Annotated in this window: 24 protein-coding genes and 2 tRNA genes; 21 read left to right on the forward strand and 5 right to left on the reverse strand. The window is 49.0% G+C overall.

Features of this window, described 5'->3' with window-relative positions:
* Nucleotides 1-194: 194 nt before the first annotated feature.
* Nucleotides 195-267, reverse strand: a tRNA-Pro gene (locus CIL02_RS10235).
* 166 nt (nt 268-433) lie between these two features.
* Here CIL02_RS10235 and CIL02_RS10240 point away from each other — a divergent pair.
* From CIL02_RS10240 to tsaE, 7 genes are read left to right on the forward strand one after another with little or no spacing between them, the layout of a single operon-like run.
* Nucleotides 434-1,660, forward strand: coding sequence for a zinc-dependent metalloproteinase lipoprotein (locus CIL02_RS10240; RefSeq protein WP_240513638.1), 1,227 nt, complete (start codon nt 434-436; stop codon nt 1,658-1,660).
* 24 nt (nt 1,661-1,684) lie between these two features.
* Nucleotides 1,685-2,932: a 3-phosphoshikimate 1-carboxyvinyltransferase gene (locus tag CIL02_RS10245; protein WP_094401456.1), complete on the forward strand. Its 1,248-nt coding sequence runs from the start codon at nt 1,685-1,687 to the stop codon at nt 2,930-2,932.
* Between the two features lie 3 nt (nt 2,933-2,935).
* On the forward strand, nt 2,936-3,328 hold the full coding sequence (locus tag CIL02_RS10250; protein WP_094401458.1) for a hypothetical protein: 393 nt from the start codon (nt 2,936-2,938) through the stop codon (nt 3,326-3,328).
* A gap of 5 nt (nt 3,329-3,333) precedes the next feature.
* Nucleotides 3,334-4,155 (forward strand): metal ABC transporter permease, encoded by an 822-nt coding sequence (locus CIL02_RS10255; RefSeq protein WP_094401459.1) that lies wholly within the window; start codon nt 3,334-3,336, stop codon nt 4,153-4,155.
* Between the two features lie 18 nt (nt 4,156-4,173).
* Nucleotides 4,174-7,476, forward strand: coding sequence for a tetratricopeptide repeat protein (locus CIL02_RS10260; protein ID WP_094401461.1), 3,303 nt, complete (start codon nt 4,174-4,176; stop codon nt 7,474-7,476).
* Between the two features lie 39 nt (nt 7,477-7,515).
* Nucleotides 7,516-9,069 (forward strand): PglZ domain-containing protein, encoded by a 1,554-nt coding sequence (locus CIL02_RS10265; protein ID WP_094401463.1) that lies wholly within the window; start codon nt 7,516-7,518, stop codon nt 9,067-9,069.
* 57 nt (nt 9,070-9,126) lie between these two features.
* Nucleotides 9,127-9,546, forward strand: a complete 420-nt coding sequence (gene tsaE, locus CIL02_RS10270; protein WP_094401465.1) for a tRNA (adenosine(37)-N6)-threonylcarbamoyltransferase complex ATPase subunit type 1 TsaE — start codon at nt 9,127-9,129, stop codon at nt 9,544-9,546.
* Between the two features lie 115 nt (nt 9,547-9,661).
* Here tsaE and trxA read toward each other — a convergent pair whose 3' ends face one another.
* Both trxA and dnaE read right to left on the reverse strand, forming a co-directional pair.
* A complete protein-coding gene (gene trxA / locus CIL02_RS10275) occupies nt 9,662-9,976 on the reverse strand; it encodes a thioredoxin (protein WP_094401467.1) in 315 nt (104 codons plus the stop codon).
* A gap of 158 nt (nt 9,977-10,134) precedes the next feature.
* Nucleotides 10,135-13,845, reverse strand: a complete 3,711-nt coding sequence (gene dnaE / locus CIL02_RS10280) for a DNA polymerase III subunit alpha (protein WP_094401468.1) — start codon at nt 13,843-13,845, stop codon at nt 10,135-10,137.
* A 125-nt stretch (nt 13,846-13,970) separates the two neighbouring features.
* On the opposite strand from dnaE, the gene CIL02_RS10285 reads away from it, so the two are divergent.
* The 10 genes from CIL02_RS10285 (at nt 13,971) to CIL02_RS10330 (ending at nt 20,143) form a co-directional block, all read left to right on the forward strand.
* Complete coding sequence (locus CIL02_RS10285) at nt 13,971-14,663, forward strand: phosphatidylserine decarboxylase family protein (protein WP_094401470.1); 693 nt, start codon at nt 13,971-13,973, stop codon at nt 14,661-14,663.
* 22 nt (nt 14,664-14,685) lie between these two features.
* Nucleotides 14,686-15,408, forward strand: coding sequence for a phosphatidylcholine/phosphatidylserine synthase (locus CIL02_RS10290; RefSeq protein ID WP_094401471.1), 723 nt, complete (start codon nt 14,686-14,688; stop codon nt 15,406-15,408).
* Nucleotides 15,402-15,683 (forward strand): DUF4834 family protein, encoded by a 282-nt coding sequence (locus tag CIL02_RS10295; protein ID WP_094401473.1) that lies wholly within the window; start codon nt 15,402-15,404, stop codon nt 15,681-15,683. The genes CIL02_RS10290 and CIL02_RS10295 overlap by 7 nt, the downstream gene beginning before the upstream one ends.
* A 17-nt stretch (nt 15,684-15,700) precedes the next feature.
* Complete coding sequence (locus CIL02_RS10300; protein ID WP_094401475.1) at nt 15,701-16,081, forward strand: YraN family protein; 381 nt, start codon at nt 15,701-15,703, stop codon at nt 16,079-16,081.
* Between the two features lie 7 nt (nt 16,082-16,088).
* Nucleotides 16,089-16,820 (forward strand): biotin--[acetyl-CoA-carboxylase] ligase, encoded by a 732-nt coding sequence (locus CIL02_RS10305; RefSeq protein ID WP_094401477.1) that lies wholly within the window; start codon nt 16,089-16,091, stop codon nt 16,818-16,820.
* Between the two features lie 54 nt (nt 16,821-16,874).
* Nucleotides 16,875-17,585, forward strand: coding sequence for a UMP kinase (gene pyrH / locus CIL02_RS10310; protein ID WP_094401478.1), 711 nt, complete (start codon nt 16,875-16,877; stop codon nt 17,583-17,585).
* On the forward strand, nt 17,585-18,037 hold the full coding sequence (locus CIL02_RS10315) for a nucleoside deaminase (RefSeq protein ID WP_094401480.1): 453 nt from the start codon (nt 17,585-17,587) through the stop codon (nt 18,035-18,037). The genes pyrH and CIL02_RS10315 overlap by 1 nt, the downstream gene beginning before the upstream one ends.
* Nucleotides 18,038-18,172: 135 nt before the next feature.
* Nucleotides 18,173-18,754 carry a thymidine kinase gene (locus CIL02_RS10320; protein ID WP_094401482.1) on the forward strand — a complete coding sequence of 194 codons (582 nt, stop codon included), beginning with the start codon at nt 18,173-18,175 and terminating at the stop codon, nt 18,752-18,754.
* A gap of 114 nt (nt 18,755-18,868) precedes the next feature.
* Entirely contained in the window at nt 18,869-19,939 is a 1,071-nt protein-coding gene (locus CIL02_RS10325; RefSeq protein ID WP_094401484.1) for an AI-2E family transporter, read from the forward strand.
* Nucleotides 19,940-20,070: 131 nt separating this feature from the next.
* Nucleotides 20,071-20,143: transfer RNA gene (locus tag CIL02_RS10330), tRNA-Lys, on the forward strand.
* Between the two features lie 295 nt (nt 20,144-20,438).
* Here CIL02_RS10330 and CIL02_RS10335 read toward each other — a convergent pair.
* Both CIL02_RS10335 and CIL02_RS10340 read right to left on the reverse strand, forming a co-directional pair.
* A complete protein-coding gene (locus CIL02_RS10335) occupies nt 20,439-21,347 on the reverse strand; it encodes a TraB/GumN family protein (protein WP_094401485.1) in 909 nt (302 codons plus the stop codon).
* A 94-nt stretch (nt 21,348-21,441) separates the two neighbouring features.
* Complete coding sequence (locus CIL02_RS10340; RefSeq protein ID WP_094401487.1) at nt 21,442-22,149, reverse strand: SIMPL domain-containing protein; 708 nt, start codon at nt 22,147-22,149, stop codon at nt 21,442-21,444.
* Nucleotides 22,150-22,584: 435 nt separating this feature from the next.
* Here CIL02_RS10340 and CIL02_RS10345 point away from each other — a divergent pair, with 435 nt between their 5' ends.
* From CIL02_RS10345 to mreC, 4 genes are all read left to right on the forward strand, one after another.
* The gene (locus CIL02_RS10345; protein ID WP_094401583.1) at nt 22,585-23,790 is read left to right on the forward strand and encodes a GDP-L-fucose synthase; all 1,206 of its coding nucleotides are present in this window, start codon (nt 22,585-22,587) and stop codon (nt 23,788-23,790) included.
* Nucleotides 23,791-23,925: 135 nt separating this feature from the next.
* On the forward strand, nt 23,926-24,519 hold the full coding sequence (locus CIL02_RS10350) for an IMP cyclohydrolase (RefSeq protein WP_094401489.1): 594 nt from the start codon (nt 23,926-23,928) through the stop codon (nt 24,517-24,519).
* Nucleotides 24,520-24,645: 126 nt separating this feature from the next.
* Complete coding sequence (locus tag CIL02_RS10355; RefSeq protein ID WP_094401490.1) at nt 24,646-25,668, forward strand: rod shape-determining protein; 1,023 nt, start codon at nt 24,646-24,648, stop codon at nt 25,666-25,668.
* A gap of 1 nt (nt 25,669) precedes the next feature.
* The gene (gene mreC, locus CIL02_RS10360) at nt 25,670-26,527 is read left to right on the forward strand and encodes a rod shape-determining protein MreC (RefSeq protein ID WP_094401492.1); all 858 of its coding nucleotides are present in this window, start codon (nt 25,670-25,672) and stop codon (nt 26,525-26,527) included.
* The last annotated feature ends 9 nt before the right edge of the window (nt 26,528-26,536 follow it).

A 26,536-nucleotide genomic window follows, 5' to 3' on the forward strand; every position in this document is an offset into this window, starting at 1 on the left:
CAAACAACGAATACCCCCTCAATTATACATCGCTATTTTATGATTAAAAATTAGTCCATTTCAAATAAGTAAAACTTTAAATATCAAAGCTTTGGAATTATATTGTAATATCAGAAAGTGGAACATAGAACTGTACACCCTGGTTAGTTACCATAAAAAAAAGCCGACTGTTAATACAATCGGCTTATAACCTGTCGGGATGACCAGACTCGAACTGGCGACCTCGCGCCCCCCAGACGTGTGCGCTACCAACTGCGCTACATCCCGTAGTTAGGTTTCGGAGTGCAAAGTTAATGTATTTAGGTGAAATGACCAAATTAATTGCCCTCTTTTTCTCTAAAAAACATATTTTAATAATATTAATGTTGCCGCGAGGACCATGGGATAATATATTTTTAGTAAATTTGCAGCATACATATAAATGAAACTGTTTATGAGAAAAATCAAATGGCTGTTTCCTGGATGTATATATATAATAATGTGTGGCCTGCTGTTGGCCTCATGTGGCGGTGACGATGGTCTCGACGACAGCAAGGAGGTTGCAGACATGGACGATGATGACACAAAGGCAACGCTCGATGACGGTTATACATATAGGCTTCCCGTGATATTCCATGTGCTATATAAAGATGCGGGCGACCTAAACCAGCACATTCCGGCAAGCAGGTTGCAGCAGCTTATAAGCTATGTCAACATGGTGTACCGTGGCGGGCTTTTCGGCGACAGCAAGTCTGTCGGCGTGACGTTTGTGGCCGCGGAATACGATGAGAAAGGCAACAAGCTGGCCACTCCAGGGGTTGAGTACGTCAAGTGGACGGGAACCTATCCCATAGATCCCTCAGACTTCATGACCGACAACAGCAATACCTACGTAAGCTATCTGTGGGATCCCAACGAGTATGTGAACGTAATGATGTACAACTTCAAGGGAACTGATGATGGAAATACCATCCTTGGAATTAGCCACATGCCTTACGCCATAAAGGGAGACTCCATCCTTGGTGGGCTCGAGACTACTACGGCAAAGTACATATCAAAGGCAAACCTCAGATATCCGCATTGTGTCTCTATCAACAGTCTGTATGCATACCTCGACGAAGAGGGCGGATTCTGGGAGAGTGACCGCTATGCTGCTACCGACCATAAGGCTACATACATCAATCCCTCGGACGTAGTTGTCACGTTGGCTCACGAGCTTGGTCATTATCTTGGCCTGCACCATGCCTTCTCTGAGACCATGTCGACCGGGCCGGATGGCTTAGCAAGCGTTGAGACTGCAGACGGGTGCATGGACTCCGACTACTGCGACGATACGCCGTCATACAACAGAATTGAGTATATCGACAACATGTTATATTACATGCAGCATACCAGTCAGCCCAAGCTGAAGGATGTCATAGTCCGCGAGTCGTGCGACGGACCGCAGTTTTTGTCCACGAACATTATGGACTATGCCTACTCGCTCGGCTACGAGATAACGCAAGACCAGAAAGACCGAATGAGGTGGGTTATGTACTATTGCCCCATGATACCTGGTCCCAAGCGCAACGGAGCAAATACGAGGTCGGCAGGACAGGCGGGTAACGTGAAGCTAGACCTCCATCCCGTTACGGTGACTTGCAGGAAGACAGCATGTGGAAACCTACTAATGAATGAATAGCAATAAAAGGAAAACTGATAAAAAATGAAATATATTGTAACAGCACCCAAGACCATCGATGTGACCATCGACCTGCCATCATCCAAGAGCATCTGCAACAGGGCACTTGTTATGCACGCCCTGGCGGGAGGTGGCTGCCTGCCAGACAATCTCTCCGACTGCGACGATACTGACGTGATGGTGAAAGCTTTGTGCAACAACCCCGATGTAATAGACATAAAGGCCGCGGGCACGGCAATGAGGTTCCTGACCGCATACTACAGCGTGGGAAGCGGAGAGCATCTCATCACTGGCACTGAGCGTATGAGGCACCGCCCAATAGGGTTGCTCGTCGATGCCCTGCGATATCTTGGAGCGGAGATTGAGTATGCCGATGAGGATGGTTTCCCTCCGCTGCTGGTAAGGGGAAAGAAACTTGAGGGCGGACCATTGGAAATGCCGGGCAATGTCAGCTCGCAGTATATCTCTGCCCTGCTCATGATAGGCCCGGCGTTGAGCAAGGGTATTGAGCTGCATCTGAAGGGAAACATAGTGTCGAGACCGTATATAGACCTCACTCTGTGGATGATGAGGGAGTATGGTGCTGATGCTGAGTGGACAGACGTGGACACCATTACGGTGAAGCCCAAGCCATACGTCGAGAGACGCTATCTGGTAGAGAACGACTGGAGTGCGGCCTCATACTGGTATGAGATACTCGCCTTGTGCAACGATCGCGAGTCGACGGTAAGGCTTACAGGACTTACCGATGGCTCGAAGCAGGGTGACTCCATAGCCCGATATATATCGTCCTTGCTCGGAGTGAAAACAGCGTTCGCACAGAAGAAGGAGGGCCTGCCCACAACAGTAACACTCACAAGGCATATTAGGACAATACCCCGCCTTGACTACGACTTCATAAGCTCGCCCGACCTTGCTCAGACATACGTAGCTGCCTGCTGCGCCATGGGATTGCCTTTCCATTTCAAGGGGCTGGCAAGCCTGAAGATTAAGGAGACCGACCGTATAGAAGCCTTGAAGAACGAGTTGTGCAAACTGGGCTATGTCGTAAAAGACCGGAACAACAGCGAGCTGATTTGGGATGGTGAGAGATGTGCTCCTACAGGAGAACCTATCGATACCTACGAGGACCACCGTATGGCCATGGCATTCGCTCCACTGGCAATGACGTTTGGCAAGATAGAAATCAACGACCCGCAGGTGGTGACCAAGTCGTACCCCCGTTTCTGGGACGACTTGAAGGCTGCTGGCTTTATCATAGAGGAGGCTTAGCCCATGCTGTGGTATCTGGTGCTGCCTCTTGTCATACTTGGATTTGTGGCTGCCGTGGCGACAAGGCTACAGGGGAATGGCAGGGAAGATGCCGGAAGCGTGAATGCGCCGGCATCACAATGTGGAACATGCGATGGCAACAACAGTAAGTGCGAGCAGGAGTGCATGATGGAGGCTGCGGTGAAGCCTGTGGAGTATTTTGATGATGAGGAACTGGACAGATACAAGGGACGACCTTCTGACGCATATACCGACGATGAGGCTGACGAGTTTGCCGAGGTGATGTACACCATGCGCCCCGAGGAGGTGAGAGACTGGAACCGAAGCCTCATCCTCCGTGGCGTGAACGTACCTGACCAGATTAAGGACGAACTGATAGCAATGATGGATAGTTGAGAGATATGGAGATACTCGAATATAGTTTTTTCCAAAATGCCCTTCTGGGCAGTTTGCTGGCAAGCATCCTCTGTGGCATGGTTGGCACTTATATTGTCGCACGCAGGCTGGTATTCATAAGCGGAGGTATTACACACGCCTCATTTGGTGGTATCGGCCTGGGTGTATACCTTGGTGTAAACCCTGTACTGACAGCCATGGCGTTTGCCGTAGCAAGCGCGTTCGGGGTGGAGTGGATGTCAAGGCGTGGTGATGTGCGCGAGGATTCGGCTATAGCCATGTTCTGGACTCTCGGCATGAGCGTGGGCATCATCTGTTGTTTCCTCTCTCCTGGCTTCATGCCAGACATGCCGTCGTTTCTTTTCGGAAACATACTCACCATAGGCATGCCCGACTTGTGGTTGCTTGCTGCCGTTGCCCTTGTGGCCGGTCTGGTATTTGTGTTCTTCTACAGACAGATTCTTAGCGTGTCGTTCGACTCGACTTTCGCACGCTCCCAGGGGTTGCCTGTCAGCATCATAGAGTATGGCATGATGGCGCTCATAGCCCTTACCATAGTGTCTACGCTGCGCTTGGTAGGCATCGTGCTCGCCATAAGCCTGCTGACGATACCTCAGATGACGGCCAACCTCTTTACGTTCAGCATGAAGCGTATCATCTTGGCGAGCATGGCGATAGGGTGGATAGACTGTCTGGTTGGCCTTGCAATTTCATATCACTGGAATGTGCCCTCGGGAGCATCAATAATATTTGTCAGCATACTGTTTTATGTCCTGCTGAAAACAATAAAATGGGTAGCAGGAAAGTTATTATATAAAGGTTGCTGATGTAGCATAGAGAACGTGTTGAAGACCACTATAAAGAAATATCGGATTTTATGGCTACTGTCGGCCTTGTTGCTGACGGTAGTGGGATGCTCGACTGAGAAGAATACTTCGCAGTCGAGATGGTGGCATTCATTCAATGCAAGGTACAATACCTACTATAACGGTACCTTGGCCTACATCGACGCCTCGCTTGAGAAGGAAAAAGGCAACCAGGACAACTTTACCGAGATGATACCCATGTACTCGGTAGGAAACAAGAAGAGCCGCGAACTGGGAAAGGGCAACTATGACAAGGCCATAGAGAAATGTGAGAAGGCCATCAAGCTGCACAGCATAACCCGGCGGCCGGAATGGAACAAGAGCAGACGAAAGACGGAGAAAGACATTGAATGGCTCAGCCGGAAGGAGTACAATCCATTCCTGTGGAAGGCATGGATGCTGATGGGACGCTCGCAGTTCTATAAAGGTGCCTTCGATGAGGCTGCGTCCACATTCGCATACATGAGCCGCATTTATGCCACCCAGCCAGCCATTTACGGACGCGCAAGGGCATGGCTCGCCAAATGCTATGTGGAGCAGGAGTGGCTATACGATGCTGAGGATGTAATAAGAAACATGAATCGTGACTCCATACATTGGAGGGCGCAGAAGGAATGGGACTTCACCATGGCCGACTACTACATACACACAGCTGAGTACGACAAGGCCGTGCCATATTTGAAGAAGTCCATAAAACACGAGATGCGAAAGGTGCAGAGAGCACGACTGTGCTTCCTGCTCGGGCAGGTCTATGCCGCTTTGGGCGATAACGCCGCGGCATATAAGGCTTTCAGGAGCGTAGTAGCCAAGAACCCGCCCTATCAGATGGAGTTCAACGCACGCATAGCGATGACGGAGGTGATGGGCGCAACTCAGGCAAAGAAAATGGTTGGCTCGCTGAAGCGCATGGCTGCATCGGACAAGAACAAGGACTATCTTGACCAGGTATACTATGCTATAGGAAACATTTATATGGCCCAGCGTGATACTGCCAACGCTATAGCCAATTACGAGAAAGGAGCCATGAAGGCCACACGTGCCGGCATAGAGAAAGGTGTGCTCTTGCTCAAGCTGGGCGACATCTATTGGCAGAAGGAAAAATTCGCAGATGCACGCAGATGCTATGGCGAGGCTATCGGACTGCTTGACAAGGAACGTGACGACTATGAGCAGCTGTCCACTCGCTCGAAGGTTCTCGACGAGCTGGTGCCTTTCACTGACGCCGTCTATTTGCAGGACTCCCTACAGGCTCTTGCAAAAATGGACGAGAAGCAGCGTAATGAGGCTATTGACAGAGTAATAACGGCACTCAAGAAGAAAGAAAAGGAAGAACGCGACCGCCAGGCTGAGGCTAATGCGCAGCAGACCTTGCAGCGGAACGGAGGAAACCGTAATTCCAATACTGCTACTCGCCCAAATACAACAACACCACAAGGCGGAAGACAGGATGCCACATGGTATTTCTATAGTGCCATGGCGGTGCAGCAGGGTAAGCAGACTTTTGAACGCCAATGGGGAAAGAGAGAGAATGTCGACAACTGGCAGCGTATAAACAAGACAGTAGTGGCCGGCCTGGGAGGTACAGACGAAGCAGAGCTTACGGAGGAACAAAAGGATTCTATAGAGCAGGCTGAGGCTGTGCAGGACTCGCTCGAACAGGTGAATGACAGTGCGCAGAACGACCCGCATAAGCGTGAGTATTATCTTGCGCAAATTCCTTTTACGGAGGAGCAAGTGGCTGCAAGTAATGTCATAATCATGGACGGACTATACAACTCTGGTGTCATATTCAAGGACAAGCTCGACAATCTTGATTTGAGTGAGAAAGCATTACGGCGACTGGAGGATAAATTCCCCGACTTTAAACATAATGATGACCTATACTATCACATGTTCCTGCTATACTCCAGGATGGGACAGCATGACATGGCGGCCTCATATGTGGAAAAACTTAGGACTACTTTCCCCGAAAGCCAATGGACAACGCTTCTCACCGACCCATATTTCGAGGAGAATGCTGTCTTTGGTACGCATCTTGAGGATTCTCTATACGCAGCTACCTACGAGGCTTTCAAGCATGACAGATTACAAGAGATTGCAGCAAACGCCTACATCTCGGAGACGAGGTTCCCAATAGGTGCCAATAGGGACAAGTTCCTTTTCATAGGCGGTCTTGCAAAACTAAATGGCGGAGATGCAACTGGGTGTCTTGCGGACATGAGAATTCTTGTGGAGAAATTCCCGCAAAGCAAACTTGCGGAGATGGCGGGTATGATAGTAAATGGTGTGAAGGAAGGACGCCCTTTGCATGGAGGTAAGTTTGATCTTGGCGATGTGTGGTCGAGACGTACAGCAGTTCTTGCAGACAGCGATTCAATCAATGCCAGACAGTTCGACCCTGAGCGTAATACAAAGTTCGTGTATGTTCTGGCATACCTGCCAGACTCTGTTGATGAGAACAAACTGCTCTATCAGATGGCGAAATTCAATTTTGCCAACTATATTGTGCGTAACTTCGAGATATCTTTCGATGATGACAATATGCTCAGAAGGCTTGTGGTAAGCGGCTTCCGTAACTACGATGAGGCTTGGCAGTATGCAAGACACCTGCATACGCAAACAGCACTCAGACAACTTGCCGAGAAAGCCAGGTCGTTGGTAATCAGTGAGGAAAACCTGGCGCTGATAGGTACCAATTTCAGCTATGCTGACTATCAGGCGTTCTACGACGAGCATTTCGCCCCACTTGAGACCATCAAGCAGCCTCTCCTCAACGAGCCTGTATGGAATCTGCGTGACAGCGAAGACGAACCGTCTGCAAAACCTGCAGAAGAGAAGACTCCTGCCGACACTCCTGCTGACGGACTGTTTAATATAGATGAGTATGAGGGAGCAGAGAAAACCGATACAGAGATTATACCACTTGATGATGGTGGAGGTAATATCCCCGCAAAATCAGACATACAGGAGGATGAAGGCACCCTAACCCTGCCTGCAGACAGCAATGACACTTCTGGCGACACACCTGCAGACAGCAATACGATGGAAATAGATGATCCGGATACCCCAGAGCCCCAGGTTAATCAGGACAATCCGAATAATCAGAAAACTACGGACACCCCGGTAGACATCCAAGAAGACATCCAAGAAGACACGCAAACTTCTGATGACACCATCTATTTCGATGACACCCCACAGCCCACACAGGGCACCACAAAACAGAAGACAACCGAGAACACCTACGACCTCGAGGACGAATACTACGAGCTTGACGGATTTTAGGGTGTCTCGCCATATAAGTTGGACATAAAAATCAGAGACATGATTAACGGAGTAATATTGTGGGTCGATGACGAGATTGAGCATCTCAGAGCGCACATCATCTTCTTAGAGAAGAAAGGCTATGAGGTGGTAACGGTCACTAACGGCCCTGACGCCATAGAACAATGCAAACAGCGCAATTTCGACATCATTATGCTTGACGAGATGATGCCGGGACTTACTGGACTTGAGACTTTGCAGACTATAAAGGAGATTACACCCGCCACTCCTGTCGTGATGGTTACGAAAAGTGAAGAAGAGGATATCATGGACCAAGCAATCGGTTCCAAGATTGCCGACTATCTGATTAAGCCTGTAAACCCAAACCAGATTCTTCTTACTCTGAAGAAGAATGTCCACCGCAAAGAGATTGTTACGGAGGTTACGCAGACTGGGTATCAGCAGAGCTACCTAAACATTGCACAGCAGATAGACAACTGCAAGACAGCAGAGGACTGGATGAATATCTACAAGCGGATTGTGCACTGGGAACTGGAACTCAGTTCTGCCGATAGTAACATGACGGAGATGTTGCAGATGCAGAAGGAGGAGGCCAATATTGGATTTGCCAAATACATCCGCAACAACTATCTCGGATGGGTTGCTCCTGCGCCTGCAGACCATCCGATGCTCAGCAACGAGATTTTCAAGAAAAAGATATTCCCAGCTATCGATAACGGTGAGAAGGTGTTTCTCATAGTGATAGACAATTTCAGATATGACCAGTGGCGAATGCTCGCACCAGAGATTGGCGATATGTTCGATATCGACGAGCAACTCTATTTCAGTATTCTCCCTACCGCAACGCAATATGCGCGTAATGCCATCTTCAGTGGCCTTATGCCAACACAGATTGCCGAGCTGTTCCCTGACCTATGGGTAGACGAGGACGAGGAGGAAGGAAAGAATCTTAACGAGGGACCGTTGATTAAGAAGCAGATTGAGAGATACCGCAGGCATGACACCTTCAGCTACCATAAGATAAACGACTCTGCTGGGGCTGAGAAATTCCTGCAACAGCTGAAGTCGCTGTCGGGCAACGACCTTAATGTTGCTGTTGTAAATTTCGTGGACATGCTCTCGCATGCAAGAACAGAGTCAAAAATGGTACGTGAGCTTGCTAACAATGAGTCGGCTTACCGTAGCATCACACTAAGTTGGTTCAGGCATAGTGTAATGTCTGAACTCCTGAGACGCCTTTCACAGACTGACTACAAGGTAATAATCACAACCGACCACGGAAGCATCAGAGTGTCGAAGGCTGTGAAGATAATTGGTGACCGTAACACAAATACCAACCTTAGGTACAAACTTGGCAAGAACCTCAACTACAATGCCAAGGAGCTTTTCGTAATCAAGGATCCGCTGAAGGCTCAGCTGCCTGCACCAAATATCAGCACGTCGTATGTCTTCGCAACAGGTGACTCGTTCTTTGCTTACCCCAACAACTATAACTATTACGTATCATACTACAAGGACACCTTCCAGCATGGAGGCATATCAATGGAAGAAATGCTTGTACCTCTCGTCACCCTGACACCAAAGAAGAGATAGCGCATTGGTGATGAAACATGGAATGGATTTTTTTGAAATATAATAATCAATAGAACAATGGAAATAACAATTGACTCAATAGACAATATCCGCGAGGCTGCCAGACAGTTTGTCAGTAGCATGGGCGAAGCCAGTGTGTTCGCCTTCTATGGTAGCATGGGAGCCGGAAAGACAACTTTCATTAAGGCCGTATGCGAGGAACTTGGAGTGGAGGATGTCATAACCTCGCCAACATTCGCTATTGTAAACGAATATCGTGCAGAGGAAACGGGAGAGCTAATCTACCATTTCGACTTCTATAGGATCAAGAAACTGGAGGAGGTCTACGATATGGGCTACGAGGACTACTTCTATAGTGGTGCCCTGTGTTTCATCGAGTGGCCGGAGCTGATAGAGGAATTACTTCCTACCGATGCCGTAAGAGTAAGAATCGAGGAAACAGAGGGAGGAAAAAGAATAGTGAAGAGTGGAGAGTGAAGAATGAAGAGTGAAGAATCCTATGGCTAAGATCCTTATGCGTATGGATACGGATAATGCGTCAGCAATCAGCTGACAATTGAACTTAGCTATAGAATTTTTCACTCTTCACTTTTTACAGAAGTGCCTTGAATTTCTCCTCAATTTTTGACTTTGCGGCATTGCCTACGAATTTGTCAACAAGCTGGCCACCCTTGAAGAACAGGATGGTAGGGATGGTGCGGACACCAAATTCCATTGCTATGTCGTCGTTTTCCTCAACGTCACACTTGCCGACAACAATCTTGCCGTCATACTCCTCAGCAAGCTCGCTAATTACAGGAGCAAGTGCGCGACAAGGACCACACCATGTTGCCCAAAGGTCTACTACCAAAGGCAACTCGCCATTCTTGAAACTCTCAAAGTTCTCGGTTGTAATAGTTACTTCCATTTTCTTATTTGTTTTAATTTTAGTGTCTTTTTGTTTAATATTTTATGGCTGACTGAATGGGAATGATTTATAGCTCATTGTTATCCCGCCCGCAAAATTACACAAATAAATTGATATAATCTCTTTTTTGGCAAAAAAACATATATCCCTTCTTATTCTTAATTTATGGAGTAGCTTAGCTCTTCGTTGTTCTCAACATAGTCCATAATCTCTTTGCTAAGGTTTATACCTTTGTCTGGCAACCGCAACGTTACCGAGGTGTTGTGCTCTCTGTCTATGAGCTGGAAGTAGAGCTGCGTCTTGCCAGGGTTGTTGCTGACTATTGTTGAGAGGTCGGTTGCTGTGCTCTCGTCAATATTTGCCGCATCAGCTATGATGGTGACTTTTTCAATGCTTTTGTCCTTTACGGCATTCATGTACTCCACATTCTTCATCTGCATGGTGTAGAATGTGCTGTTAGGGTATTTCTTGGTGCATTTGGCAGTTATGTATACCGTTGCTCCCACCAGGAATTTTCCGTTCCAGTTGCCCCACTCGTCTCCGAACAGAGCAAGCTCGCCTGCTCCCTCGTAGTCTTCTATGGTTACAAATCCGCATGGGGCACCATTCTTGGTGAATTTCTTCCTCACGTCCGTGACGATGCCGCCGAAGGTCAGCTCGTCCTTTTCAAGCAGCTTCTCCTTGTCTGCGAGTTCGTTGCAGTGGGTGTTGCACATTGCCTTAAGGATAAGCGAGTAGTCGTCGAGCGGATGGGCCGAAAGGTATATGCCCACAAGCTCTTTCTCCTTGCCGAGTCTCTCTATGGTGCTCCATTCCTCTCCCTTGGGTATTGGCGGAGTGCTCACTTCCACGTCGTCCTCTCCAAACAGCGAGTTGGCAGCCTGCTGCTTTGCCAACTGGTATTGCTGTCCATATCTGACAAGTGTATCGAGGAACATCTCGCCCTTGTTGTTCTTGCCGAAATAATCCTCACGCTTGATGCCGAAACAGTCGAAGCCGCCACTCAGGGCGAGACTTTCCAGTCCCTTGCGGTTCACGTCCTTGAGGCTTATTCTTTGGATGAAGTCGAAGAGATCCTTGTATGGTCCGTTCTTCTCTCTCTCCTGTACTATAGCCTCGGCTGCAGCTCCTCCCATGCCCTTGATGGCCGAGAGCCCAAATCTTATCTCGCCCTCACCGTTGACACCGAAGCCTACGAAACTCTCGTTGACATCAGGACCGAGTGTGGATATGTTCATGGCCTTACATTCCTCCATGAGCTTTTGTATCTCTGTAATCTGGCTGAAGCGGCGTGTCATTAGTGCGGCCATGTATTCGGCAGGGTAGTGCGCTTTCATGTATGCCGTCTGGTATGCAACCCATGAGTAGCAGGTGGCATGCGACTTGTTGAAGGCGTAGGACGCAAACTTCTCCCAGTCCGACCATATCTTCTCAAGCACTTTCGGGTCGTGGCCGTTTTTCTGTCCTCCCTCAATGAACTTCGGCTTCATGGCATCTACGATGGCCTTCTTCTTCTTACCCATGGCCTTACGCAAGGCATCGCTCTCGCCACGGGTGAAGTTGGCAAGCTGGCGGCTCAGAAGCATCACCTGCTCCTGATAGACTGTGATGCCGTAAGTGTCCTTGAGATATTTCTCCATGCAGGGAATGTCGTATGTCACAAGCGACGGGTCATGCTTTCGCTTGATGAAGTCGGGGATGTAGTCCATAGGTCCCGGACGGTATAGGGCGTTCATGGCTATAAGGTCTTCGAAGACGGTGGGGTGCAGCTCACGAAGATACTTTTGCATGCCGGGTGACTCAAACTGGAAAGTGCCAATGGTGCGCCCCTGCTGGTAGAGCTTGTAGGTTAGCTCGTCATCTATGGGCAGGTTGTCGAGATCTATATCCTCGCCAAGGGTCTGCTTCACTACCTTGCATGCCTCCTTGAGCTCAGATAGGGTTTTCAGTCCGAGGAAGTCCATCTTGATGAGTCCTGTAGACTCTATGACATGTCCGTCGTACTGTGTCACAGGTACCTTTAGGCCCTTGAAGTCGGGGTCGTCGGCTGTCGATACAGGTACCCAGTCGCTGATAGGGTTGCGGCAGATGATGAAGCCGCAGGCATGTATGCCCGTGCCCCTGACTGTACCCTCAAGCATTTTGGCATATTTGATGGTATTTCTCTCCTTCGGGTCTGCCGATGCCTCGGCCTCCCGTAGTTCGGGTGTGCATTTGATGGCATTGGTAAGATTCATCTTCATACCGTCGGGCAGACGGTCGGGGATAGCCTTGCACAAGGCGTTTGATATGTCGAGGGGCAGTTTCTCGACCCTGGCAACGTCCTTCAGCGAGTTCTTGGTTGCCATGCTGGCGTAGGTGATGATGTGAGCGCAGTTTTCATGACCGTATTTGTCCATAACCCATTGCAATACCCGTCCGCGTCCGTCATCATCGAAGTCGGTATCGATATCAGGAAGGTTTACGCGGTCGGGATTGAGGAAACGCTCAAACAGCAGGTCGTACTTCAGAGGGTCTATCTTTGTGATGCCAAGGCAGTAGGCCACCACGGAGCCTGCTGCTGAGCCACGCCCTGGTCCAACCATCACTCCCAGTTCCTCGCGGGCGGCCTTGATGAAGTCCGACACGATAAGGAAGTAGCCCGGGAAACCCATGGTCTTCATTACGTGAAGTTCGAAATTGATGTGCTCGATGACATTCTCTGACAGTGGCTCGCCATATCTGCTTGGGTCTTTTGCCCCGTCGTAGGCGAGCTTGGCCAGATAGTCGGCCTCGAATTTTATCCTGTATATCTTGTCATAGCCGCCAAGACGGTCTATGACCTTCTGACCCTCCTCGGGTGACAGCTGGTTCTCGCCATTCTCGTCGGTGGTGAACTCACGGTATAAGTCTTCTGTTGAAAACTTCTGTCTCCATTCTTCCTCCGTACCGAAATCCTCGGGTATGGGGAAGAATGGCATGATGGGACCGTGCTCTATACTGTATATCTCAACCTTGTCGAGTATTTCCAGCGTGTTCGTCAGTGCCTCGGGAATATCGCTGAAAATATCGTTCATCTCTTGCCTCGTCTTGAACCATTCCTGCTTCGTGTACCTCATTCTGTCGGGGTCGTCAAGATCCTTGCCCGTTGACAGGCATAGCAGATGGTCGTGTGCCTCGGCAGTGTCCTTGTCCTCAAAGTGGCAGTCGTTCGTGCATACGAGCTTAATTCCGTATTCCTTAGCCATCTCTATCAGCACCTTGTTGGCTTTCTGCTGTAGGGGGAATGTCTCCCTGTTGGCCAGCAGGGTAGGGTCTGTGACCTCGTGACGCTGCAGCTCCAGGTAGTAGTCGTCGCCAAATACCCTGTGGTACCACTCGCATGCCTCGCGCGCTCCTTCCATATCTCCACGGAGTATCTTTGCTGGGACCTCTCCTGCTATGCATGCCGAGCAAACTATCAGCCCCTCGTGATACTTCTCCAGGTCTTCCCTGTCTGTACGCGGTCTGTAATAGAAGCCGTCAACCCACGCCCTTGATACCAGCTGTATGAGGTTCTTGTACCCCTGTATGTTTTTTGCCAGGACAATGAGGTGATAGCCCGACTTGTCGCCATTCTCGGCAACCTTGTCGGTCTTGTGGTGTCTGGCCACATACATCTCGCATCCGAATATAGGCTTGAATGGTTCCAGCCCCTCTTTTTTCCTGCCCTTGTTGATGCCGGAACAATAGTCGGCGAACTCCTTTATGCCAAACATCACTCCGTGGTCGGTGATGGCCATGCCCCTCATGCCGTCGGCAACAGCCTTGTCAACAATTTTGTTAATCTTCGACTGCCCGTCGAGAATGGAATAATGTGTGTGGACGTGTAAATGTATGAAATCTTCCATGCTGTTTTGGATTTTGAGCCGTAAAGTTACTACAAAAAAGGCGAAGGGCAAAAGAATAACAGCGAAAATTTTGAGGATAGATAAAAATTAATTATCTTTGCAACAAATTATAGTAGCAAACTTTCATGGGCAACAAAATTAAGAAGATAAAAAAGATTAGAATACACCACGAGGGTACAGATACCCTGCTATATGGACTGATGGGAATAGTTGCAGTGTCGGTCATTCTCTGGCAGGCGTTCGATACCAAGGTGCCGTTCTGGGCGTTCGTAGCAATACTTGGAACTGTTTATGCCATAGTGCTCAATTTCTACCGGTGTCCTATCAGGTATTTCGCCAGCGAGGATACCGAGAACATTGTTGTTGCTCCTGCCGACGGTAGGATTGTGGTCGTTGAGGAGGTTGAGGAAAACGAGTACTTCCATGACCGCAGGCTTATGATATCCATCTTCATGAGCTTGTTCAATGTGCACGCCAATTGGTTTCCTGTTGACGGAAAGGTGAAGTTTGTGAAGCATTTCGACGGCAACTACCACAAGGCGTGGCTACCTAAGGCCAGCGAGGAGAATGAGCATGCAGATATCATGATCACAACTCCTGACGGAAAAGATATTTTGTGCCGTCAGATAGCTGGAGCCGTTGCACGCCGCATTGTCACATATGCCAAGGAAGGCGAGGATTGCTACATCGACGAGCATCTGGGCTTCATTAAGCTCGGGTCTCGCGTGGATGTTTATCTGCCTGCTGACTCGGAAGTATGCGTGAAGATGGGACAGGCTACTACTGGTGACCTCACGGTCATAGCCAAGTTGAAGTAGAAGTGGCTTACATATTATTACTATGGCAAACATTATTACAAGAAACATCCCTAACACAATAACCTGTTGCAACCTCATTTCTGGCTGCATAGCTACACTTAGTGCTTTTATGGGGGAGATACACATGGCTTTGCTGTGGATAATCATTGGGGCCATATTCGATTTCTTCGATGGCATGAGCGCCAGACTCCTGCATGTGTCGTCCCCGATAGGCAAGGAGCTCGACTCGCTTGCTGACGACATAACCTTCGGAATGGCTCCTGCGGCAATGGTATTCTATGAAATGGGAATAATGGAATATCCTGCATTTCTTGCCTCCGTGCAACCGTATATGCCCTTTGTGGCATTCCTCATAGCGGCGTTCTCTGCATTGAGGCTTGCCAAGTTCAATCTTGACGAGCGTCAGGCTATGGGCTTCATAGGACTGCCCACTCCTGCCAACGCCCTGTTTTGGGGAGCGTTGCTCGTTGGTGCTGGCGACTTCATCGAGAACACCACGTGGATGGTTCCCGTTGGCATCGTCATGATATTGCTCAGCTGCTGGCTGCTTGTTTCTGAGATACCTATGTTTGCCCTGAAGTTCAAGCATTGGGGATGGAAAGGCAATGAGGTGAAATATCTGTTTCTGATTACCTGCGTGCCTTTGCTAATCGTATTTGGTGTGACGGCATTTGCAATCATCATTGCATGGTATGTCCTTCTCTCTGCGTTGGTGAACATACGTAACAGAAAACAGCCATGCTGAAATTATTCCTCTCTTTGATTTTAGCCTTGATTGTTGCGGGTCTTTTGGCTGTAGGCATATTGGCGTTTGTCATTTACCGTAAGGTAAGGGGCTTTGCAAGTTCCATCAAGGGCGATGCAGCAAAAAACACTAATAGCAGTCAGCAGAAAGCGGGGTATCATGGTTACAGAAACGCAACACCGGATGGAACCATTATTGATACCCGTGACCCGGGAACAGCAAGCCGCAAGATTATTCCATCCGACGAGGGGGAATATGTAGACTATACAGAATAACAAAACAGCGGAAACATATGGCACAGCACAACGATGTCGGCAAATGGGGAGAACGCTATGCTCTTGATATTTTGGACAGGGAGGGTTATATCCTCATAGAGACAGATTGGAGGCCTCCACGCGGACATCGTGACTTGGACATCATAGCCTACACGCCCGACCGCAGGGTGATAGTCTTCATCGAAGTCAAGACGCGCTCCCGGAGACAGGCCATGCTGCCGGAGGATGCTGTTGACAGGAAGAAGATACTCAATCTTCAACACGCAGCCAACCAGTATATCAAGATGTTCAATGTTGTAGAGGAAGTGCGTTTCGACATCATCTCCATCATTGGAGAAGATAATAACGTTGAGAGCTATGAGCATATAGTCGATGCTTTTAATCCAAATTTGCTTTAATGAAAAAATGAATATCCGTACCATAAACCTTCAGTCTACTGACAGCACTAACAACTTCCTGCGTGGTTATGTAATGGATGACAATGATGACATAGTGGTTGTCAAAGCCGACTATCAGACTGCAGGACGTGGACAAGGTGTCAACAAGTGGGAGAGCGAGGATGGCAAGAATCTGCTGTTCTCGCTATTGGTACGACCTCGTACCGTACCTGTTACCAGCCAGTTCATACTCTCCATGACCATGGCGGTGGCCTTGAAGGAAACTCTTGATAGCTATGCAGAGGGCTTTGAGCTGAAATGGCCAAACGACATATATTGGCACAATAGCAAGATTAGTGGAACGCTTATAGAGACCACGGTGTCGGGCAAGGGACTCGGACGATGCATCTTTGGAGTAGGAATTAATGTCAATCAGCAGACTTTTACCAGCGACGCTCCCAATCCTGTGTCGTTGTCTGCCATCACGGGACAGGAAGAAGACATAACTGAACTGCTCAACAAGGTTGTTGAGGCGTTCTGTAAATACTATAAAATGCTTGCCGCCGGGCGGTATGCGGAAATATCAGACCTTTACCATGCAGCCCTATACCGTAGGCGCGGCTTTCATGCCTATCGCGATGCCGACGGTACGTTCGATGCATCCATTGTCGAAATTGAGGGCGACGGACATCTTGTGCTGCGCGACAGAGATTGCCGCCTCAGACGCTATGCGTTCAAGGAGGTGGAGTTCCTGATATAGGTATTGGGAATAAGGACTAAGAATTAATTTACACCTATTAAAAATATATATAATATGGCACGATTTAAAAGAATACTGTTGAAGCTCAGCGGCGAGAGCCTGATGGGCAAGCAAGGGTACGGCATAGACCCAGAGCGTCTCGAAGACTATGCACGGCAGATAAAGGAAATAGCAGAGATGGGCGTACAGATAAGCATCGTCATTGGCGGTGGAAATATCTTCCGCGGTCTTAGTGGCTCGCAGAAAGGCTTCGACCGTGTGAAGGGCGACCAGATGGGCATGTGCGCAACAGTCATCAATTCTCTGGCGCTAAGTTCTGCACTTGGTGCCTTTGGCGTGAAGAACAAGGTGCTTACGGCAATACGCATGGAGCCAATTGGCGAGTTCTACAGCAAATGGAAGGCTATTGAGGCCATGGAAGCTGGATATGTGTGCATATTCTCTGCCGGAACAGGAAGCCCATATTTCACCACTGATACAGGCTCGTCCCTGCGTGGTATTGAGATTGAGGCAGACGTGATGCTCAAGGGCACACGCGTAGATGGAATCTATACTGCTGACCCGGAGAAAGACCCTACGGCAACAAAGTTCTCGGACATCACATACTCCGAGGTGTTGGAGCGTGGACTTAAAGTCATGGACCTTACCGCCATCTGCATGTGCCGTGAGAACAATCTTCCCATCTATGTGTTCAATATGGACATCGTTGGCAACCTAAAGAAGGTTATGGATGGTGAGGACATAGGAACACTTGTGCACAACTGATGATACAAGACGAGCAGACAAGAGCTGATGAGGCTTTCATGCGCATGGCTCTCAAGGAGGCTGAAAAGGCTGGCACCAATGGCGAGATACCCATTGGTGCAGTCATTGTATGTGGCGGTCGCATCATCAGCCGTGCACACAACCTCACGGAGACTCTGCATGATGTCACGGCTCATGCCGAGATGCAGGCCATTACGGCAGCCGCCAACATGCTGGGAGGAAAATATCTTAAGGGCTGCACGCTGTACGTGACGGTGGAGCCGTGTGTGATGTGTGCGGGAGCATTGGGATGGAGCCAGATAGAGAGGGTTGTCTATGGAGCTGCAGACGACAAGCGTGGCTTCAGGCGTTTCGCTCCCGATGCTCTTCATCCTAAAACACTGGTAACAGAAGGTGTTCTTGAGGCAGAGTGCAGGACGCTAATGCAGCAGTTCTTCAAGTCCCGCCGATGATTTTCATGCATCTGCCCCTCCGTTCCCAACGCTGGGCACTGTTGCATTGTTGTCGGTAACATGATATGCAAAAAACATAAAAAATGCCTCAGCGATTTTGTCATATCATCTGCTTGCACTAACTTTGCAGCTATTATGATAGAATATTTCACAGGGGAGACACACCGCCCCGGAAGAATAGAAGTTGTGTGCGGGTCTATGTTTTCTGGCAAGACGGAGGAGCTGATACGCCGTATGCGGCGCGCCAAGTTTGCCAAACAGCGGGTTGAGATATTCAAGCCCGCCATAGATGTGCGTTACAGTGATGACGATGTGGTGAGCCACGACCATAATGTGATACCCAGCACTCCTGTTGACACCTCTGCATCTATACTCCTTATGTCGTCTGAAACCGATGTCGTAGGCATTGACGAGGCTCAGTTCTTCGACGATGGGCTTGTTGCTGTATGTAACGAGCTCGCCAACAGGGGCGTGAGAGTCATTGTGGCAGGCCTGGACATGGACTATAAGGGCCAGCCGTTTGGTCCGATGCCTGCTTTGTGCGCCATAGCTGACGAGGTGACCAAGGTGCATGCCATATGCGTGCGTTGCGGCTCGCTCGCATATGTCAGCCACAGACTTGTGGCAAACGACAAGAGGGTGATGCTTGGCGAACAGGCCGAATACGAACCTCTGTGCAGAGAGTGTTACCGTAGGGAGACAGAGATTAAACAATAGTGGAAACAGGAGAGGGTCCTTTCTTGGCTGGTTCTGCAAATCCACTTTGGTAGCCCATAGTTATTAACCCCTTTGATGGTGATTGTTTATAGAAACCATCTTTAGTTTGTGAACATGCAAGACAAGATAACATTCGACAAGTTCATACGCAAGGCAGGTTTGCTGCTTCTGGTCGTATTTGTGTTGCTCACGATGAATTATCTGAGCGGAGTGCTGTTGCCATTCTTCATCGCATGGCTTTTTGCATACCTTCTTTATCCTATAGTAAGGTTCGTGCAGGACAAGATGAGAGTTAGGGTAAGGGCGCTGGCCATCATTGTCACACTTGTCTTTGTCATTGGAGTGATTGGTGGAATTGTGTGGCTCATCATCCCACCGATGATAGAGCAGTTCCAGAAACTCGGAGACGTCCTCACGAAGTATTTGCAGCAGACTACCCATACCGGCAGCTTCACAGCTCTGGTGAGGGATTGGCTTCATGACCATAGGCTGGAGATAGAACGCTTCTTCAAGAGCGAGGACTTCACTGATGCCTTGAAGACCTCCATGCCAAAGCTGTTCTCATTTGTAGGGCAGACAGCCAACGTCATCATCAGTATAGTGGCCTCAATGATTACCCTCCTCTACATGTTCTTCATACTTCTTGACTACGAACTCCTTACTACCAATTGGATAAGGATATTCCCGGAAAAGAACCGCCCGTTCTGGCGTGAGCTGATGAAAGACGTAGAGCGTGAGCTCAACAATTATATTCGCGGTCAGGGCCTTGTGGCATTATGCATGGGTATAATGTTCTGCATAGGCTTCACCATCATGGACTTCCCGATGGCCATAGGCTTGGGTATACTTATTGGCATACTCGACCTTGTGCCCTATCTCCACACCTTCGCCATAATACCCACAGCATTCCTTGCCATGCTAAAGGCCGCTGATACTGGTCAGAACTTCTGGTGGATATTCGGACTTGCCGTGGGGCTGTTCTGTCTTGTTCAGATTATTACCGACATGGTGGTGACACCTAAGATAATGGGTAAGGCTATGGGGCTGAACCCCGCCATTCTGCTGTTGTCGCTATCGGTATGGGGTGCCCTCCTTGGCTTTTTGGGACTTATCGTAGCCCTTCCGTTGACGACATTGCTCATCGCCTATTGGCAGAGGTATGTGACAAAAGAACATCATCCCTGACCCATTCGGTCAAGTTAGACGGTAGGTAACAGGCATGCAGAGAAGAAAAAGTGCAAAAAAACACCTTTTTATTTGTTCATGTCGAAAGATTGTTGTAACTTTGCACCGCTTTTTGTAAGAGATGGTACAAAGACTCGCTAGCTCAGCTGGTAGAGCACAACACTTTTAATGTTGGGGTCATGGGTTCGAGCCCCATGCGAGTCACAGAAATGGTTTAAATATACAAAAATGGGACTATGTATTTAGTCCCATTTTCTTTTTTTTGTCTCTCGTTGAACAAATAGGTAGGGTGTCCAGTTTGATGTACCCAAAATGGAACTGTTCCTGATTTACTCTGACTACTTGCTCGCAGAAAATTCAGTGACCAGCACGCGCTTACAGCGCGACAATTACTTACATGAGCTTCAGAATTAGACTATCCAATTTTTGCACATCTAACTGTACACTCTAATTTGTTGAATAGTTACAAATATCTGAAGAAGGTAATGAGGGTATGACTTTACTTCACGGCCTCTACGGTGTAGCCAGCCTCGCGCAGCAGTTTCAGCAACCCCTTGTCGCCTGGCAGATGGCCGGCACCTACGGCAAAGAATGTGGGGTGTGCCTTCATGATGTCAGGCATCTTGGTTGCCCAATCGGTATTTCTGTTGTCGATGAGCCTTGCTCTCTCCTCAGGCGTGGCGTCGCATTTGTCGCTTATCTTGGTGTCCATGACTTTTTTCAGGACGTCAAGGTCTTGCGCATAGAAAGCCTCTGTCATCTCGTCCATTAAGTCTGCGTTCTGCTCCTCGTGGTCAATGAGGCATATCAGTTCCTCGGCCTGCCGGGTGATAGACTTCGATTTGAATAGTATGTCCGTCTGGAAGCCAATGGTCTCCAGTCCTCCCACTGTTTCGTTGTTTTTCTGTGCTTGTGCCTGGAAATACTGGTCAAAGGTGCTTGATGGGTCAAATTCTCCCATGTGCCTCTGCATGTACATCAGAACCGTGAGCTGGTTGGTGAGGGCTGCCGGTTTCAGCTTGCCCATCTGTGCAGCCACCTGCGGATGGCTTAGTCCTACGCCCATGGTCCTCTTTAGGTAGTTGTCCACTTTCTTGTATGCCTCAGCAGACAGAACATCCTTCAGAGTCTTGCCATCATCCAGCATCATGCTTTCTTTCATTACCTTCATTGAGTCTGGGCGCATGAGGTCGTCCCATTTCAGTTCGCCATATACCTGTTCTGTTTCAGTCAGGGCTTCTTTAAGGCCAGGAACTTTTTCTACAAATCCAACGTTTGCGAGATGGTGGGTGCCAATAATGTACGAGGGTTTGGTGAGGTCTTTGCCTGAAATCCTGTAAAGGAGCTGGGCGCTTGCCCCTGTGATGGCCATGACGGCTGTCATGGCAGTGATGATAATTCTTCTCATTTCCTGTTATTTGTGGTTGGTATTTTAGTTGAATGTGTATTGGGGCTCGAATTTTCGTGTGGTCGAGTTGCAGAGCTGTCGGGAATGTTGTTTTTTAGTCTTTCAGCGAGTAGGTTATGGTTGTCACCACCCTTACCTTTTTAATATATGGTGTGTTGGGGTCGCGGTCGTCGATGGAGAACTGTCCCTGATCGGCCTTTACAATCTTGTTGATATTGCTATTGCTGTTTTTGGCAAACTGAGTTGCTGTGGTCTCAGCGTTCTTTATAGCTTCCTCCATCATCTGTTGTTTCATCTTCTGGAAAGCCACATACTCGTAAGTCGTTCGGTTGTCATAACCTCCGTCGACAACAGCAACACCCTGCTTGAGCAGCTCTCCTTGTCTCGCCATGATGCTTCTGACGAGCTTGACGTTGGTTGAGGTCACGGTGACGGTTGAGGTGATGTTGTATCGGTAGCCTTTGGTATTGTTGCTGTACTGGTCGGCATTGAGGTCGATAACCGATGGTGCGCCAGTGCTTATCTCGCTGTCCTTGATGCCGTTTTGCTTTAGAAAAGCCTTTACCTTTGCTGTTGTGGCGTTGATGCGTGAATACAGCTCGGGCAGGTCGTTGCCGAGTTCCTTTGTCGGTATTGGCCATGTCACCTTGTCTGCCTCCACCTCCTTTTCTGAAAGTCCTTTTACTGTGACTATGCGGTCTTTGTTGACAAAGTCATCGATGCCCCACCTGATGCACAGGCCGAGGAAGGCGATGCTGGCTGCTATGAGCAGGGCCGATAGGGTCTTTGAATTGAATTCCATAGACAATACTGTTTTTGCTGATTAGTTTTGCAAAGATAGCGATTATGCGGCAAGAAAGTCAACTATCAGTGTTAAAAAGTTATAAGGTGGGTTCTGTCAATTATTCACACATTGTTTAGAATTGTTTATAAAGAGGCTCTTAAATATTTGCCATAGTCTACGAATATGATTGCACCGCTGATAAGGTTATTAACCTTACGCCTGCAAGGTTAATAACCTTAAGGCCGTAAGGTTAATAACCTTGCAGGCAATGCAAATAATATACATGGACTGCGCATCTGTAAGTGTTAGTCACTCTAAATGTCTGAAGAGCCAACTGCTAAGTTATGGGGTATACTTTTGCAAGCCATGTGGAAAACAGAAAAAATTGGCTATGGAATAGCTGCTATTAGCATAATATGTTGTAACTTTGCACCATCTAAAACACAGAACGATATGTTAGATAAGAATACCAAGATTTATGTAGCCGGCCATCGTGGTCTTGTGGGCTCGGCAATATGGAATAATCTCAAGGCTCGTGGTTACAACAATCTTATTGGGCGCACCCATCGCGAGCTTGACCTGACCGACGAGGTGGCAGTGAGAACCTTCTTCGACGAGGAACAGCCCGAGGCGGTGGTGCTGGCAGCAGCCTTTGTTGGTGGCATAATGGCGAACTCACTTTACAGGGCTGACTTCCTGATGCAGAATATGAAGATGCAGTGCAACGTCATATCAAATGCCTATTCGCATGGAGTGAAGAAGTTGCTGTTTCTTGGTTCCACATGCATATATCCGAAGAATGCCCCTCAGCCAATGAGAGAAGATGCATTGCTGACATCCGAGCTTGAGTATACCAACGAGGAGTATGCCATAGCAAAGATTGCCGGACTGAAGATGTGCGAGTCGTACAACTTGCAGTATGGTACCAACTATATTGCCGTGATGCCTACAAACCTGTATGGTCCCAACGACAATTTCCATTTAGAGAACTCGCACGTGATGCCAGCCATGATGCGCAAGGTCTACCTGGCCAAGCTGCTGCATGACAACAACTGGCAGGCCATACGCAACGACATGGACAAGCGCCCGATAAATCCTACGGACAAGCTGCGTGCCATCATCGGTGACGGTAATGTGGACGGCAAGAATCCGGAGGAGAGGATTGTCAAGGCCTTGGCCTACTATGGCATAGAGGACAATAAGGTTACCCTTTGGGGTACGGGATCTCCGCTTCGCGAGTTCCTGTGGAGCGAGGATATGGCTGATGCCAGTGTGTACCTGCTGCTGAACGTCGACTTCAAGGACGTGATAGGCATAGAGAAATACTCGTCGGTGTTCTATGGTGCCAAGACCGACGGCAGCGTAGACCGCAACAACTCTGAGGGTAGGGGAGGAGCCATCCCGTCGTTGGGCGAGATCAGAAATTGCCACATCAATGTCGGTACTGGCAAGGAGCTTACCATAAAGGCACTCTCGGAGCTCGTCGTCAAGGCCGTGGGCTTCGAGGGTGAGGTCGTTTGGGACAGCACAAAACCCGACGGTACCCCACGCAAGCTTATTGACGTGTCGAAGCTCCACTCCCTTGGCTGGACGCACAAGGTCGAGATAGAGGATGGCGTAAGGATGCTCTTCGACTGGTATCAGGACAGCTTGAAATAAACGCTTGTGGCATCCGTTGGATTGATATGGAACAATTTAACGTTTGACAAGAGAGTTTTTCCGTCAATAGAAACATATTATTATTCAGAAATTTTGTATCTTTGCACACTCTAACAAATATATTGTATACAATTTATGGCTGAAACAAAGAAAATCAAGACTGCGCTTGTGTCGGTCTTCCACAAGGACGGGCTCGATGAGCTCCTTGCAAAACTCAATCAGGAGGGCGTAAAGTTCCTCTCTACAGGCGGTACCCAGAAGTTTATCGAGTCGTTGGGCTACGAGTGCCAGACTGTTGAGAGCGTAACGTCATATCCCTCGATACTTGGCGGTCGTGTGAAGACCCTTCATCCTAAGGTGTTTGGAGGTATACTTGCCCGCCGCGACAATGAGGGCGACATCGATCAGATGGCTCAGTATGAGATACCTGCCATCGACCTCGTGATTGTCGACCTTTATCCATTCGAGCAGACCGTAGCCAGTGGCGCCAGCGATGCGGACATCATCGAGAAGATTGACATAGGCGGCATATCGCTCATCCGTGCCGGAGCAAAGAACTTCAAGGACGTTGTCATCGTACCGAGCAAGGCCGAGTATGGTGTGTTGCTCGACATACTCAACAGCAAGGGTGCCCAGACCGACATCGAGGACCGCAAGATGTTCGCAGAGAGGGCTTTCGGCGTCAGCAGCCATTACGATACTGCTATTCATGAGTGGTTTGCGAAATAAGAAAGGCTGAGGAGATGAAATTATATAGGTGGGTTCTGTTAATCCCCACCTATACCAAATAATTTAAACGTGGGTTACGTTTTAAGATAATTAATAGAATCCATCAATAACAATAAAGACACATTCATGGGATTTTTCTCTTTTATCCAGGAAATTGCGATGGACTTGGGAACGGCCAACACCATCATCATCAGCGACGACAAAATAGTTGTTGATGAGCCATCGGTCGTTGCCCTTGACCGCCGCACAGACAAGATGATTGCTGTTGGCCAGCAGGCCAAGATGATGTATGAGAAGACGCACGACAACATACGCACCATCCGTCCGTTGCGTGACGGTGTGATAGCCGACTTTACAGCCTGCGAGCAGATGATGCGCGGACTTATCAAGATGGTACATACGGGCAGCCGCCTCTTCTCGCCATCCCTTAGGATGGTTATCGGCGTGCCGTCTGGCAGCACCGAGGTTGAGCTGAGGGCTGTCCGCGACTCTGCCGAGCATGCCGACGGTAGGGATGTATACCTGATATTCGAGCCGATGGCTGCCGCCATCGGTATAGGCATTGACGTAGAGGCTCCCGAGGGCAACATGATTGTTGACATAGGTGGTGGCTCTACCGAGATTGCCGTAATATCGCTTGGTGGCATCGTGAGCAACAACTCCATCCGTATTGCCGGTGACGACCTCACCGCTGACATCCAGGAGTACATGAGCCGCCAGCACAACGTGAAGGTCAGCGAGCGTATGGCCGAGCGTATCAAGATACATGTAGGCTCGGCACTTACCGACCTTGGTGACGAGGCTCCTGAGGACTATGTTGTCCATGGTCCTAACCGTATTACGGCTCTGCCTATGGAGGTTCCAGTATGCTATCAGGAGATTGCACACTGTCTCGACAAGACCGTTGCCAAGATAGAGAATGCCGTCCTCTCGGCATTGGAGCATACCCCGCCAGAGCTTTATGCCGACATCGTGAAGAACGGTATCTACCTCAGTGGTGGCGGTGCTCTGCTTCGTGGTCTTGACAAACGTCTGCAGGACAAGATAAACATTCCGTTCCATATTGCCGAAGACCCATTGCACAGCGTTGCCAAGGGTGCGGGCATTGCTCTTAAGAACGTAGACAGATTCTCTTTCCTGATGCGTTGATATGAGAAACCTCACGGAGTTTCTTGCAAGATATCATCACTGGTTCCTGTTCCTGCTGCTTGAGGTGGCAGGACTGGTGCTGTTGTTCAAGTACAACAGCTATCAGGGCAGTGCATGGTTCTCAACCGCCAATGCTGTCATGGGCAAGGTCTACGAGTGGGACTCTGAGGTTCAGACCTACTTCTCGCTCGTAGAGGTGAACCGTGAGCTTACGCAGCGCAACATCTATTTGGAGAAACAGGTGGAGACACTTGGCAACCAGCTCACCACGGCTACCCGCGACAGCAACTGGGTGAGGCGGGGACAGCTGGCACTGCTCGACAGCTACAAGCTCATTCCTGCCAAGGTGGTGAGCAATACGGTTGACAAGCACGACAACTTCCTTACCATAGACAAGGGGCGTGCCGACGGAGTAAAGGACGGCATGGGTGTTGTCTCGGGTACAGGTGTTGTCGGCATAGTCTATCTTGTCTCTGAACATTATGCCGTGGTGATACCGGTTCTAAGCTCTAAGTCGAGTATCAGCTGCTCCCTGCAGGGGCGTGGCTATTTCGGCTACCTGCACTGGACAGGCGGTGACACCAGAAAGGCATGGCTCGATGATGTTCCCCGTCATGCAGCGTTCAGGCTCTACGACAAGGTGGTCACCAACGGCTACTCGTCGGTGTTCCCGGCCGGCATCCTCGTTGGCAAGGTTCTTCACGTATACAATTCGCCTGACGGCATAGCCTACCGCATACAGGTAGAGCTGTCCACAGATTTTGCCAAGCTCCGCGACGTTTGCGTTATAGATAATCAGATGCTTGAGGAGCGTCTCCAGATAATGAGGGCTGCCAAGGATTCGTTAAAAGCTAAATAGTAAAGGGCA

The sequence above is a fragment of the Prevotella sp. P3-122 genome (genome assembly GCF_002251365.1).
Classification (GTDB): domain Bacteria; phylum Bacteroidota; class Bacteroidia; order Bacteroidales; family Bacteroidaceae; genus Prevotella.

Coding starts and splice junctions, on each gene's coding strand:
- CIL02_RS10265 (WP_094401463.1), top strand. CDS start 7,516: ATGATTAACGGAGTAATATTGTGGGTCGATGACGAGATTGAGCATCTC.
- CIL02_RS10290 (WP_094401471.1), top strand. CDS start 14,686: ATGGCAAACATTATTACAAGAAACATCCCTAACACAATAACCTGTTGC.
- CIL02_RS10240 (WP_240513638.1), top strand. CDS start 434: ATGAGAAAAATCAAATGGCTGTTTCCTGGATGTATATATATAATAATG.
- CIL02_RS10315 (WP_094401480.1), top strand. CDS start 17,585: ATGATACAAGACGAGCAGACAAGAGCTGATGAGGCTTTCATGCGCATG.
- CIL02_RS10295 (WP_094401473.1), top strand. CDS start 15,402: ATGCTGAAATTATTCCTCTCTTTGATTTTAGCCTTGATTGTTGCGGGT.
- CIL02_RS10320 (WP_094401482.1), top strand. CDS start 18,173: ATGATAGAATATTTCACAGGGGAGACACACCGCCCCGGAAGAATAGAA.
- CIL02_RS10325 (WP_094401484.1), top strand. CDS start 18,869: ATGCAAGACAAGATAACATTCGACAAGTTCATACGCAAGGCAGGTTTG.
- trxA (WP_094401467.1), bottom strand. CDS start 9,976: ATGGAAGTAACTATTACAACCGAGAACTTTGAGAGTTTCAAGAATGGC.
- CIL02_RS10340 (WP_094401487.1), bottom strand. CDS start 22,149: ATGGAATTCAATTCAAAGACCCTATCGGCCCTGCTCATAGCAGCCAGC.
- CIL02_RS10285 (WP_094401470.1), top strand. CDS start 13,971: ATGGGCAACAAAATTAAGAAGATAAAAAAGATTAGAATACACCACGAG.
- mreC (WP_094401492.1), top strand. CDS start 25,670: ATGAGAAACCTCACGGAGTTTCTTGCAAGATATCATCACTGGTTCCTG.
- CIL02_RS10305 (WP_094401477.1), top strand. CDS start 16,089: ATGAATATCCGTACCATAAACCTTCAGTCTACTGACAGCACTAACAAC.
- pyrH (WP_094401478.1), top strand. CDS start 16,875: ATGGCACGATTTAAAAGAATACTGTTGAAGCTCAGCGGCGAGAGCCTG.
- CIL02_RS10300 (WP_094401475.1), top strand. CDS start 15,701: ATGGCACAGCACAACGATGTCGGCAAATGGGGAGAACGCTATGCTCTT.
- tsaE (WP_094401465.1), top strand. CDS start 9,127: ATGGAAATAACAATTGACTCAATAGACAATATCCGCGAGGCTGCCAGA.
- CIL02_RS10335 (WP_094401485.1), bottom strand. CDS start 21,347: ATGAGAAGAATTATCATCACTGCCATGACAGCCGTCATGGCCATCACA.
- CIL02_RS10245 (WP_094401456.1), top strand. CDS start 1,685: ATGAAATATATTGTAACAGCACCCAAGACCATCGATGTGACCATCGAC.
- CIL02_RS10350 (WP_094401489.1), top strand. CDS start 23,926: ATGGCTGAAACAAAGAAAATCAAGACTGCGCTTGTGTCGGTCTTCCAC.
- CIL02_RS10255 (WP_094401459.1), top strand. CDS start 3,334: ATGGAGATACTCGAATATAGTTTTTTCCAAAATGCCCTTCTGGGCAGT.
- CIL02_RS10345 (WP_094401583.1), top strand. CDS start 22,585: ATGTTAGATAAGAATACCAAGATTTATGTAGCCGGCCATCGTGGTCTT.
- CIL02_RS10250 (WP_094401458.1), top strand. CDS start 2,936: ATGCTGTGGTATCTGGTGCTGCCTCTTGTCATACTTGGATTTGTGGCT.
- CIL02_RS10355 (WP_094401490.1), top strand. CDS start 24,646: ATGGGATTTTTCTCTTTTATCCAGGAAATTGCGATGGACTTGGGAACG.
- dnaE (WP_094401468.1), bottom strand. CDS start 13,845: ATGGAAGATTTCATACATTTACACGTCCACACACATTATTCCATTCTC.